The following is a 12,100-nucleotide window of genomic DNA, read 5'->3' as shown; positions in this document are numbered from 1 at the left end:
ATAATAACTTATGTCAATATTATCCTTTTGTCGCCCTCGCCTTACTAAGGGGGGAATTTAGGGAGAGGGTTCTGTCAAATCCTAATAAATGTTTAGTACCAGGAACAATTTTCTTTTCCCCCCTTAATAAGGGGGGTAGGGGGGATTAACCTTTCGGATGATCACCTTAGCTTACTTAACGACATACCTTTTTTTTCATTCTGGATTCTGACTTCTGACTCCTGGATTCTATCTTTATGATAACCCTTTCCCACCTCACCTATTCATATCCGGGGCAGCCGCCGGTGCTTAATGACCTTTCTCTTTCCTTCGAAAACGGCGTCCATACAGCGCTCATGGGACCTAACGGCTCCGGAAAATCCACCCTTGCGCTCCTTGTAAAAGGGCTTATCCTTCCGACCGGGGGCCAGGTAATCGTGGACGGCCTTTCCGCTTCATCAGGGGAGAGTGAGCGCCTGGAGGTGATGAAACGAGTGGGTTTGGTGTTCCAGAGTCCCGATAACACGATCGTTGCGACCACAGTGGAACGCGAGCTGGCGTTCGGACTGGAAAATCTCGGGATACCGGGAGCGGAGATGCGCCTTCGGGTGGATGAAGCTCTCTTCCTTTTCGATCTCGAGGAATACCGCCATGCCAATCCTTCCCATCTCTCCGGAGGCGAAAAACAGCGGCTGGCCCTTGCCGCGGTGATGATCATGCGTCCCTCTCACCTCATCCTCGACGAGCCGACCTCGCTTCTCGATCCGGGAAGCCGCGAGCGCATTCTCGGCCTTATCAGTGACCAGGCGCGCTGTGGGGCCACGGTCATCCACATCACCCAGTTCGCCCTTGAAGCGCTCCACGCAGACCGGGCGGTTGTTCTACTTCCACCCCACTCGTACTTTGTACAAGCGGGGACCCCGGAAGAATCGGGAATCTGCCGTGACGGCGCTCCTTCTGATGTGCTCCGCGACACCGCCGGCCTGGGAATCAGGGGGATTGAACCAACCGGCGCTCTGTTTGCCAAACCGCTCGCTGCCCAAATTCAGAAAAAGAACGAATCAGCGGGCCAAATCATTCGCCTGGAAAATGTGTCCTATTGGTATGACCGCGGGCTGCCCTTTGAAAAAAAGGCGCTGGATGCCATTGACCTTACCCTCTTTCGCGGGACATCCACCGTTCTTCTGGGGCCGGCCGGTTCCGGGAAAACCACCCTGCTTGAGATTGCTGCCGGAATAACCGCCCCTGACGCCGGACATGTACAGGTGCAGGGGAATCCCATACGGGCGATGGCGTTCCAGTTCCCGGAGGATCAGATGTTCGGAGACACTGTAGGGGAGTATGTCGCCTTCGGCCCGGAGAATGTGGGGATACCGAAAGCAGAAATAGCACGGACTGTGGAAGAGGCGCTCCGGGCTGTCGGCCTCGACCCTCCACTTTACCGTGACCGTGATCCCCTCGCCCTTTCCGGAGGGGAAAAACGCCTCGCCGCCCTCGCCGGAGTCCTTGCCATGAGGCCGGAGGTGCTTATCCTCGATGAGCCTACCGCCGGACTTGACCTCCGGGGAACCGCCCTGGTGGCAGGATTTCTCAAGGAGTACCTGGCGGGCGGGGGAACGCTTCTCTTTTCCACCCACGACTTCGAGGCTGCCGGGAGTCTTGCCGAATACGCACTTGTGCTCGACCATGGGCGTATTGAAACCTATGGAGAGATTGAAGATGTGTTTGCGAAATCAACGTGGCTGGGGAAGGTGAAAAAATAGTCTACGCGGGTTTTTTACAGAGGTATCACCGGAGAACGCCTTACTGTTGAGCGACGCGTTGTTTGCGTTCACTCCAACAGCATGTAATACCACCAGCGATGGAATGTTATCTGGTTAGATAGCAGGTTAATGTTCAGGCGCTTTGGTTTTTCGCATCAAGTAATCGTTGCCGAAATCTACTTCGAGTTCAACCCAGATTGGAAGATGATCGGACATTTTATAGGTTCGCCACTCTTTGTAGGTCTTGTCATCCTTGTCAGGAAGATATATTTCTCGATCCGAATCGCAATAGACATATTCAAAGAAAGGGAAAACACCAGCCTTTGCTAAGTTTATTTGTTTCTCAATGTCTGGCGCAAGGAAGGCCATCTGGTCAAATGGTTTGTCGAGTTTTGCGTTTGTGTACTTTCCTCTGAGATTGGCGGGGATATGGAAATCTCCCTTTTCGAGTGCCAAAAATGTTTTATCATTCGTCGAGAAGACATTGAAGTCGCCCACCAAAATGGCATTATTCGCCCAGCAATCCTTGGACTTCATTCGCACTCGTAGTAATTCGACCACTGTTTCTGCCTCCCTTTGCCTTTGCGGGTCGTCCGGTTTGGCCTTACCGTAATAGAGGTGTTGGGTACAGATCGAGAATTTGAACCAACCAGCGCGAAAGCCAGCCAGATATGGAGTCCGTGCGAATGCGAATTCTGACTTTAGCTGATCTCCTTCTTTGGTTAAAGGGGGAAACAATTCTCCAGCTAACCCACCGAATGATAGCTTGCGGGTATCATAGATAAAAGTATGGCGTTCTTGGTTCCCCTGCCGACCGAGGGTGACATCTGAGACAAGGTATTTCCACCACCCACCGAGAATATTCATTAACTCATCGAGTGCATCCAGATTGTCACGCACTTCTTGCAGAGCAATTAAATCAAAACGAGACATGATTTCGGCAAGGTAGAAGAGGGGTTCTTTCTCTCGCTCGCCAAATTTGTCACCGCCAAACTCTCGGATATTCCAACTGGCTAATAACAAGGTTTTGTCGACAGTTTTAGCAGGAATCGCCTCATCGAGAGTTTTCTTCAACCTGAGCAATCTCTGGGCTGTCCGCCTACCTCCCAGGGAACTATTGTCGATTGTTTTGTAATAGGGCATTGGGAAAAGCCTCCTGACACACGAATAATTCAATTTTTAAGTTGGCTTGTAGTCATACATCGTCAATGGGTGGCCCAACAGGCGCGAGGTAAGCGGAAGAGATGGGAAGGAACTTGTTCCTATCCATCGATATCCACTCGATTGAGTAGTTCGGGACGGCGCGGAGCGCTCGCCTGAACTACTGTTTATATGGTTTCCAAATAACATTCACCACAGCTCAGCCGGCCGGCATAACACTTCAAAACGAAGCGATCCCTCAACTGCTGCCGTTTAGACTGTGGGTGTAAATAATCGTCGTTTGCGTATAATATTACAATAAATCTATTCTGTTCATCACAAGCAAGAAAAAAATAAATTCTTGCCAATAAAAAAGGAGATTGCGCTTTATTGATTGCAGCCTCCTCTTTTTTCGATGTCATGGGGAAAGGGACCGAGGGATAGGGGGCTGTAGTTAATAAAATCGTTTTCTTTTTACGTTTAACACGACTTTTTACAAAAGCCTCAGATATTTAACAATTATTGATTCTTGCGTTTGAAATATCATTTGATTGAGAATTCCTTGTTTTCCAGAACTCCGCCTCTAGTAGATAATACATTTGCCTTTCCCGTTAATTCTATACCCTTATAAATTCTTATATTAAATATTGCTGAAGTTATTGCGCCCCCCTGTGTATCGGCAACAATTTTTGAGACCGTAGAATAAGCTTCATCTCCAAACTTCCGCTCCGGAAGCAAATATATGGTATGCAAACGCAGGAAGCAGCGCTTCGGATTTGAATCCCGGAACGGAGCAGCGTCCGGTTCAAACAGTTTAAGGAGTTCGAGAAGGCGGTTTGGGTGATGCCGAGCGGAAGGCGAGTGCAGCTAATACTTGAAGTTCGGGACAACCGGCGAACTTGGCCAACGGATGGCCGATTCCGCATTGACCGAGGATGGTGTCGAAGCGACGCGGGCGAGTATGAAGCAGGGACCGTCATGCAGAATCACGGCGTCGGCTGGAATCCGAACGGCTGCCTTGGGGGGTGGCAAGTGCCGCAGGATGGTTTTGGATTGGAGGAAAAGCACCGTGGCGTAGAGCTGCCAGTCGCTGGCGCGCAGTCCGGACGGTTGGGCGATGTGGGTATGGAGCAGCCACGCCGTCCACCACTCGACGCCGTGCTGCGCGCAGATGAGCGTGCGACCGGGCTGCGGGACGAATGCGCGCAGCGAGGAGAGTTCGGCCAGCGCGCTGTCGCTGAGGGCGGGCTGCCCGCCGCGTAGGACCTGCGGCACGGACGGACCGCACAGGAGGAGGGACAGGGCGCCCGCCACGGTCCAGCGAATCCATGTCCTACCGATGTGCAGCAGCGCAAAGGTGCCGCACAGAGCAGCAGGGACGATGGCGATGAGGTAAAAGCGCACCGCTGTGTCCCCCTCTACCCAATGACCGGACATCGCCAGTACGGTGAACGCACAGCCGGCCACAACGGCTGCGTCCGAGGCCGCCAGCACCGCTCGCTCGCGCCACACGAGGATGAGCGCTGGAAGAGCGCACATGGCGAACAGCCCCACGGCTAGCCAGCGCAGCAAATGAAAGCCATTCTGAGGTCCGCCCGGTGACCCGGGCATGGACATGTTATCGCCAAAGAATTGACCGGGGAGGGTGAACGCCTCCGCGAGGCGATGGATGCGCGACGGGTCGAACTTCCACATCACCACCACGGCCGCCAGCGCGACAACTACCACCGCGGCGCCCGCCCAAGGCAGCAGCTTGAGACGCCGCCTGTTGTTTTGCAGCACGGCAACACTCATCGCGAGGCAAGCAGCGAAGAGCAAAGCCGAACCGAGCACGCCAACATGAGTCAAACCCACCAACGCGAGACAGGCGAGCAATGCCAGCGCTCGTTTCCAGTTGGGACTCTGGAGGAAAGCCGCAGCTATCGCAATCAGCCCCGCGAGCCATACGAACGCGAGCGAATTTTTCTGCAAATCGCCCACCATCACTAGCAGGGGCGAACTGAGCACGACAATGCCGGCGGGCACGAGTGCGAGGGTTCGACTTTGTCCACGCCGCTCACACCACACCGCCGCGAGCCACCACACCGGCCATGCGGCAATCGGTGGCAGCACGGCATCCGCCAGTTTCACCGCCAGGACAATAGCGGCGGAAATATTCCCGCCATTGAACCACGATATGAGCTTCGCCAACGCTGCGTGCAGTGCGAACGTGAGCGGCATGTCCGGCAATCCCAGAGCGCCTTTTTCCAGAAGCGAACGAGCTTGCACGAGATAGTATGCGCCATTGACGCCAGGCATATGCGGCGTGCTGAACAACAACCAAGCTCGCGCCCCGATGGCAGCGAGGATCAAGAGTGCAAGTGGAATGTGGAAATGGCGTCTCATCGGTTCAGAACTGGAGCGTTTGCATCTGCAGTGTAGCGTAATTGAATCATCTTCGGGCACCCCCAATTGGCCTAACGAAATATACAGTCTGTATTAAACAGGCGCGGTTCGCGCGGCGCTACGCCGAACTCGGGGAGATTGCCGCGGACTGCTTCCGGCGGTACATCGAGGATATACGCTCCGGGAATTTTTCCCTCCGACGAGGAAATCTACTCGGAGAAGTAGACTTTGGTTACTACTCTCCCTCGATTTCCTTTTCCCGAATCGCACTGATAAGCCCCGCCACTCCGAAGTTGAAGTACAGATAGGGGCCCTCGACACCGCTCTCTGGTCCGCCGTCCACTTTGGAACCATCCATGCTCCATGACAACTGCGCCGGGACGAACCGGTATCCGGCGCGGAATCCCCACGAATACTGCTTTTTCGCCCGCTTCATGACGAACCGGTTGGTTTGTACTCCGATATCCAGGAGCAGCCCCTGTCTGCTCAGATTCGAACCCCGCCCGGGATCGGTCATGATTTCTCCGAATGATACTCTGCCAGTGGGATACACCGTCAGATTCTCAGACACCATGCCTATTCCGATCAGCGGGTAAACCTGTATGTTTTGCCCTTTCCAAGCCAGATAACCGAGATCGAGCATTTTCATGCTGCTGGACAGCCTGGTCAGAAAACGGTCATTTTCTCCCCTTTTGGAAAACAGGCGCTGGTAATTCGTTCCGAAAACGATCCTGTTTTTCCATACCCCGTGCATTCCGCCGCCCCAGGAGGCGGCCAGGGTGCTGGTGGTCGGGAAGCCGTTTTCCTTCAGGGTATCGTTCAAGTCACCAAGACCGGTCATATTGACTCCGATGGTGACATATCCAATCATTCCGAATGTATCCCGGGCCATGTTTTTCCATTGGCCATCCGCAGTCCCATGCGTCAGCAGCGCCGCCAGAACTCCCATGAACAGAAACGCTTTTTCCCTCACAACCGCTATACCTCCCCATTCTTCCATCTCAATCAGTCTAAACACGATTCACTGTGCAACACGGGCGAATCCGGTTGATGGGCTTTTTACAAATATATCGTGAAGCGGTTTGAATGCAAGCGTTTTTCGTGGCTCCCACGCGTGGTACGGCTTGGCGAAAAGGGTCCCGATCAGGTGGGATGGACGGAATGACCGGGGAAGCCTGGTCTCCAGCGGCATCTATATCGTGTCTCTTTCCTGGGGAAACGTGATAAAGACCGAGAAAATCATGATGTTAAAGTAAGGCCCGCGTCCTTACTTTATCCTTTCCCCCCATCCTTCATGGGATTATATTAAGCCCATGACAAAGCTTGAACTCCCTGAATTCAACTACTGTCCGATTTGCGGAGCGCCGGTCAGGGTGATTCACCGTGAGGGGAGACATCGGCCGGTCTGCATGACCTGTGGGCATGTCATCTATGTGAATCCCTATCCGGCTGCCGCGCTTGTGGTTCTGAATAACCGGCAGGTGCTGCTCACCCTGCGGAACATCGAACCGCACTATGGGGAGTGGTGTCTTCCCGGCGGTTTCCTGGAATGGGGTGAATCTCCTGAAGAGGGCGCCCGGCGGGAGCTCCTGGAAGAAACCGGAATCACCGCGGGAAAAATTTCCATCATGGGCGCGTATGACAGCATTACCGGCGCCAGGCGTCATGTTCTCCTCCTGGCCTACCGGGTTCATGACTGGCAGGGCGAGCCGACAGCGGGGGATGACGCCGCCGAGGTTCGCTGGTTCGAGGTGGGAAAGACCCCGCCGCTTGCGTTTAAGGTGCATGAGAAGGTCCTTACAGATGCGATGAAAACGGGCGGCGACACATGAGAATTCTATCCATCGATTACGGAGAGCGGAGGACCGGCCTCGCAATAACCGATGAGCTCGGTTTAACCGCCCAGGGATTGGATACTGTCATTGCCGACTCGGAAGAAGAAATTCTGAAACAGGTGACAGAGATAGTGAATAAGCACGGGGTCGGGAAAATACTCATCGGTTTGCCTCTCAACATGGACGGCAGCGAGAGCGAGAAGAGCCGGAAGGTCCGGGCGTTCGGGGAGGTTTTGGCAGGAGGAACCTCGCTTCCGGTGATATACTGGGATGAGCGCATGACCACCATGCAGGCCAAACGGGTCATGGCCGAGCTGGAAATGAAAACTTTTGGCAATAAGCACATGGTGGACCGTATTTCCGCGATCCTCATGCTGCAGGAATACATGAAGACGCTTCCATGATATTCTGGTCACAGAGAGTGATAACGATACTTCTCGCAGCGGGTGTATCTCTGGCGCTTTTGGGAGCTGCTCTCTACGGTTCTTATTCTTATCTCGACGGTGCGGCCGGTGCTGCAAAAGGGGCGGTCATCGAAATCAGCACCGGCATGAATTCCGCCGAAATCGCCCTTGTGCTGAAAAAAAAAGGACTTATCCGGAGCGCTCTTTTCTTTCGGGCAATAGCTCACCGGCGAGGGTATGAGCCGAAATTCCGGGCCGGGAAATTCATTCTGCCCCGAAAAATGAAAACTTCCGAGCTTGCACTTTACCTGGTAAGCGCCACTCCCATTCCTCCCGATATAAAGGTAACCGTTATCGAGGGACTGACAGTCCGTGAAACGGCTTCGATTCTTTTCAGGAAGGCCAAAGTGGATTCCGTGCTTTTCGTAAAGACCGTATTGAACAAAACAACAGCCGACAGCCTCGGTATTGACAACGCAACGCTGGAAGGTTACCTTTATCCCGATACCTACTATATCCGCGAAGGGGCAAAACCCATTGAGGTGATCCGTAAGATGGTGAGCCGGTTCAGGATAGCATTTACTGATTCCCTGAAAGCGCGGGCAGCATGGTTTGAGTTCTCGGTTAATCAGACTGTTGCCCTCGCCTCCATCATCGAGGGCGAGGCGGCCAGCGATGAGGAGCGGGCGGTCATTTCCTCGGTTTTTCACCGGCGTTTAAACATGGGGCTTCCCCTGCAGGCCAATCCAACTGTGCAATATGCGCTGGGCGTGAAACGCAGGGTATTTAACGGCGACCTGGAAGTGGAATCGCCGTACAACACCTACCTGCATAAAGGGCTCCCGCCGGGACCGGTTGCCAGCCCCGGCATGAAATCCATTCTTGCCGCGCTGTATCCGGCGGATACCAAATATCTCTATTTTGTTTCCGACAACCAGGGCGGTCATGTTTTTTCCAAAACGCTGAAAGAGCATCAAGCCGCGGTTTCCCGTTATAAGGTACAGAGACTGAAATCTGATACACAGAATGAATCTCGGAGGAAAGTGCCATGAAAAAAGTACTTGCCATATCAGCGCTGCTCCTGTTTGCGGCGCCGGCTCTCTCATCGGCTCAGAATATCCAGGTGAAAAAGAAAGCGCCTGCTTTCGCCCCGGAAAAGTACGTTGTCAAGAAAGGCGATACCCTCTGGGATATATCCAGGATGCAACTGGGAGACCCGTTTGTCTGGCCCGAAGTATGGAAGAAGAATCCATTCATCAAGGATCCGCACTGGATTTATCCCGGCCAGGAACTGATGTTCCGCCCCAAAACGGAAGTTATTGCAGATAAGCCGGCTGCACCTCCCGCTCCGGTTTCTGTACCCGCGCCTGCGGCTGAACCTCAACCGGCCCAACCGCAGCAGCCTGCACAAGTTGCTGTTGCGGTTAAGGTCCCAGAAAAACGCCCAATGGATAAAAATGTCATCCGGATGCTACAGGAACCCCGCCAGGTGTTTACGGAAAAGAATTTCATGCGCACAGGGTTCATCGCCAAACAATCGGAACTTTCCCGCACGAAAATAGTAAAGATAGAGAACGAGAAGGACACGGCCATCCGCTATGACACCTTGGTCATCGATTCGGGAGCGCAGAATAAAGCCCGCGAGGGCGACCTCTTTGCGGTCATCGCCATGGGCGACCGGGTGAAACATCCCGAAACAGGGGTGGATTACGGTTACGTAGTGCGGATCAAGGGTGTGCTCAAGGCGATTTCCACCGGCGAAAGGCAGTCACGGTGCACGGTGCTGGATAATTTCGATCCGCTGGAAGTGGGCGATCTGGTCATGCCCTACAAGCTCGCGAGCGGTCCCCGCTTCGATGCCTGGATCAGGCCGGATGCCGAAATCCGTGGAGTTATTCTCGCCATCAATGAGACGATGCTGAGCATCCATATCAACGATATACTGTATATCGACAAGGGGGCGAATGACGGAGTCAGGCCGGGCGATGTCTTCGATATCTACCAGCGTAAGAGCAATCTGAGCGACACCGGCCATCTTCAATCTCTGGGGCAATTGGAAGCGGTCAGTGTCATGCCGAGTGAGACAGCGGTGATTGTGACCTCCCTCAAGGGTGAGACCATTACTGTCGGCGACTGGGTGAAACTGGCTGCCAGATGCAGGATTATACAGTGATGTCCGCATCTGGTTTCTTCAGACTTTCCTTTTGTCTTTTTTTACTTTGTCACTTTATCACTTTTTTAGGAGCCTCCCCTGAATTTTTCCGTTGATCTCGATTCCCTCAATCCTCCCCAGCGTGTAGCGGTAGAGCACCGTGACGGCCCTACCCTGGTGCTTGCGGGCGCCGGGAGCGGGAAAACAAGAGTTCTGACCCATAAAATCGCCTGGCTGGTTTTCCAGGGAATAAAGCCCTGGCAGATTCTGGCGGTCACATTCACCAACAAAGCAGCCCGTGAGATGGCCTCAAGGGTGGAGAAGCTGCTCGATATCCCGGTGCAGGGTTTATGGATCGGCACTTTTCATGGTATCTGCGTCCGTATTCTCCGCCGTGAGGCTGACCGCTGGGGATTCAGGCGCGATTTCACCATCTACGACCGTGACGACCAGTTGTCCATGGCGCGGAAAGTCCTCCATGAGATGGGGGTGACAAGGGAGCGTCTCTCTCCGCAGCGCATCATTGGCGCCATCGGGAAAGCCAAGAACGAAGGGCTTTCTCCTGATGATCTGGAAAAGGTCATTTCCGGCCGCGACGCGCCCTTGATCATCAAAGCCTTCCGGCGATACAGGGAACTGATGGAATCGGCCGGGGCTTTCGATTTCGACGATCTACTTCTCAAACCGGTGGAAATGTTCAGCCGCGACCCGGAATCGCTCGCCGAATGGCGGAACCGGTTCAGCCATATTCTGGTGGACGAATACCAGGATACCAACCGTACCCAATATCTCCTCATTAAGATGCTTTCCGGAGATGCGGGCAATATCACTGTGGTCGGTGATGACGACCAGTCCATTTACAGCTGGCGCGGTGCGAATGTACAGAACATTCTCGATTTCGAGCATGATTTCAAGAAAGCGAAAACGGTGCGTCTCGAGGAAAACTACCGCTCGACCTCCTGGATTCTCAAAGCTGCGAACGCGGTAGTGAAGAATAACCCCCACCGGATGTCCAAGGAACTCTGGACAAGCCGTACTGGCGGGGAAAAAATCCGCCTCCTGGAATGCTACAACGACCGTGACGAGGCGGAACGGATCATTTCCTCCATCGATCGCGAGAGAAATGATCTCGGGCTGAAGCTGGGGGATTGCGCCATCCTCTATCGAACCAACGCCCAGTCCCGCTCGTTCGAGGATGTGCTTCGAAGAAAGGGAATGAGATATATGATCGTGGGTGGTATCAGGTTCTACGAGCGCCGGGAGATCAAGGATATACTCGCTTACCTGCGCCTTCTGGTAAATCCCAGCGATACGGTCAGTTTCAACCGTGCTGTCGCTGCTCCGAAACGCGGTATTGGCGCCAAGACCATCGAAGCCATCGAGCAGTATGCTCTCGACCACCATATTCCGGTCATGGAATCGCTCAATTTTGTCGGAACCTATTTGTCCGGCGTCACACTCAAGAAGGCGAACGATTTCCGGGATCTGATGGCCTCTCTTGCCGGGATGCCAGGAATAAACAGCCTCGATCAGATCGTCCGGGCGGTGATCGAAAAAACCGGGTACATGAACTACCTGGAAAATGAAGAGCCGATTACTTTCGAGGATCGGGCGGCCAACCTCGATGAGCTTGTTACCGCGCTCGCCGAATTTTCCGAAAAAGAAGAAGAAAACGATCTCAACGCATTCCTGGCCGAGGTATCGCTGGTAAGCGATGTGGACACCTGGGAGGAGGACAGCGATGCGCTGACCCTGATGACCCTCCATGCCGCGAAAGGGCTGGAGTTTCCCTCGGTGTACATCGTCGGGGTGGAAAACGGGCTTTTCCCTCTTCCGCAGACTATGGAAGAGGAATCAGCCCTGGAGGAAGAGCGCCGGCTCTTTTACGTCGGCATCACCCGGGCGAAAGATATCCTCCACATCAGTTACGCTCTCATGCGTCCGCGGTACGGTTCATACACCGGGGGAGCTTCCATGTTCATCCGGGAGCTGCCGCTCGATGTCCTGGAACATGAAAAGCTGAAACCAGCAAGTATGGAACAGAAACCCTTCTCCTCCAGACTCCGGATTCAAAAACCCCTGGAGTTCGAGGATTACCCCCAGGCGCCCGAGCCGGCTGCCGCTGCCCGGTTCCAAACCGAAGAATGGGTGCGTCACCCTCTTTTCGGGCGGGGAAAGATTATCGGAATTACCGGCGCCGCTGAAAATACCACCCTCACCATCAAGTTCGGCGCGAAAGAGATAAAGATCATGCCGAAGTTTGCGAGATTGACAAAAGGATAAAATGACTTATTTTTCTCGCTAACCCGGATTATTCATAAAATGTTTTTTCACATTTCATTAAAGGGATTGATCCCCTCTGCCTGTCGGCATCTCCCCTTGTTAAGGGGAGAATTCGCCACAAGCATTTTTTATCTTTCATTTTTTCTACCCCCTTCGATA

At 53.7% G+C, this 12,100-nt stretch carries 10 protein-coding genes; 6 read left to right on the top strand and 4 right to left on the bottom strand.

The genetic code is table 11. From position 1 onward, the window contains the following. The first annotated feature begins 236 nt into the window (after positions 1-236). Positions 237-1,742, top strand: a complete 1,506-nt coding sequence (locus tag Q8O92_12765) for an energy-coupling factor transporter ATPase (protein MDP2984187.1) — start codon at positions 237-239, stop codon at positions 1,740-1,742. A 126-nt stretch (positions 1,743-1,868) separates the two neighbouring features. Here Q8O92_12765 and Q8O92_12760 read toward each other — a convergent pair whose 3' ends face one another. The 4 genes from Q8O92_12760 to Q8O92_12745 all read right to left on the bottom strand — a co-directional run bounded on the left by Q8O92_12760 (position 1,869) and on the right by Q8O92_12745 (position 6,459). Continuing rightward, complete coding sequence (locus Q8O92_12760) at positions 1,869-2,885, bottom strand: endonuclease/exonuclease/phosphatase family protein (GenBank protein MDP2984186.1); 1,017 nt, start codon at positions 2,883-2,885, stop codon at positions 1,869-1,871. 864 nt (positions 2,886-3,749) lie between these two features. Continuing rightward, positions 3,750-5,201, bottom strand: a complete 1,452-nt coding sequence (locus Q8O92_12755; protein MDP2984185.1) for a hypothetical protein — start codon at positions 5,199-5,201, stop codon at positions 3,750-3,752. Positions 5,202-5,502: 301 nt separating this feature from the next. Beyond that, entirely contained in the window at positions 5,503-6,285 is a 783-nt protein-coding gene (locus tag Q8O92_12750; protein ID MDP2984184.1) for a hypothetical protein, read from the bottom strand. A gap of 3 nt (positions 6,286-6,288) precedes the next feature. After that, positions 6,289-6,459, bottom strand: a complete 171-nt coding sequence (locus Q8O92_12745) for a hypothetical protein (GenBank protein MDP2984183.1) — start codon at positions 6,457-6,459, stop codon at positions 6,289-6,291. Between the two features lie 121 nt (positions 6,460-6,580). Here Q8O92_12745 and Q8O92_12740 point away from each other — a divergent pair, with 121 nt between their 5' ends. From Q8O92_12740 to Q8O92_12720, 5 genes are all read left to right on the top strand, one after another. Then, a complete protein-coding gene (locus Q8O92_12740; GenBank protein ID MDP2984182.1) occupies positions 6,581-7,099 on the top strand; it encodes an NUDIX hydrolase in 519 nt (172 codons plus the stop codon). Continuing rightward, positions 7,096-7,506 carry a Holliday junction resolvase RuvX gene (gene ruvX, locus Q8O92_12735; protein ID MDP2984181.1) on the top strand — a complete coding sequence of 137 codons (411 nt, stop codon included), beginning with the start codon at positions 7,096-7,098 and terminating at the stop codon, positions 7,504-7,506. Before Q8O92_12740 ends, ruvX begins: the two co-directional genes overlap by 4 nt. Beyond that, complete coding sequence (gene mltG / locus Q8O92_12730; GenBank protein ID MDP2984180.1) at positions 7,503-8,558, top strand: endolytic transglycosylase MltG; 1,056 nt, start codon at positions 7,503-7,505, stop codon at positions 8,556-8,558. The genes ruvX and mltG overlap by 4 nt, the downstream gene beginning before the upstream one ends. Then, positions 8,555-9,679 (top strand): LysM peptidoglycan-binding domain-containing protein, encoded by a 1,125-nt coding sequence (locus tag Q8O92_12725; GenBank protein ID MDP2984179.1) that lies wholly within the window; start codon positions 8,555-8,557, stop codon positions 9,677-9,679. The genes mltG and Q8O92_12725 overlap by 4 nt, the downstream gene beginning before the upstream one ends. Positions 9,680-9,757: 78 nt before the next feature. Beyond that, the gene (locus Q8O92_12720; protein MDP2984178.1) at positions 9,758-11,941 is read left to right on the top strand and encodes a UvrD-helicase domain-containing protein; all 2,184 of its coding nucleotides are present in this window, start codon (positions 9,758-9,760) and stop codon (positions 11,939-11,941) included. Positions 11,942-12,100 lie beyond the last annotated feature (159 nt).

Source organism: Candidatus Latescibacter sp. (assembly GCA_030692375.1).
In the GTDB taxonomy this organism is placed as follows: domain Bacteria; phylum Latescibacterota; class Latescibacteria; order Latescibacterales; family Latescibacteraceae; genus JAUYCD01.
The sequence above is the reverse complement of the archived record's forward strand: the minus strand, read 5'-3'. Positions and strand labels throughout refer to the sequence as shown.

Bases quoted from the DNA above. Each gene is read 5' to 3' on its own strand.
- Q8O92_12765 (MDP2984187.1), top strand. From the start codon at position 237: ATGATAACCCTTTCCCACCTCACCTATTCATATCCGGGGCAGCCGCCG.
- Q8O92_12760 (MDP2984186.1), bottom strand. From the start codon at position 2,885: ATGCCCTATTACAAAACAATCGACAATAGTTCCCTGGGAGGTAGGCGG.
- Q8O92_12745 (MDP2984183.1), bottom strand. From the start codon at position 6,459: ATGCCGCTGGAGACCAGGCTTCCCCGGTCATTCCGTCCATCCCACCTG.
- Q8O92_12740 (MDP2984182.1), top strand. From the start codon at position 6,581: ATGACAAAGCTTGAACTCCCTGAATTCAACTACTGTCCGATTTGCGGA.
- ruvX (MDP2984181.1), top strand. From the start codon at position 7,096: ATGAGAATTCTATCCATCGATTACGGAGAGCGGAGGACCGGCCTCGCA.
- mltG (MDP2984180.1), top strand. From the start codon at position 7,503: ATGATATTCTGGTCACAGAGAGTGATAACGATACTTCTCGCAGCGGGT.
- Q8O92_12725 (MDP2984179.1), top strand. From the start codon at position 8,555: ATGAAAAAAGTACTTGCCATATCAGCGCTGCTCCTGTTTGCGGCGCCG.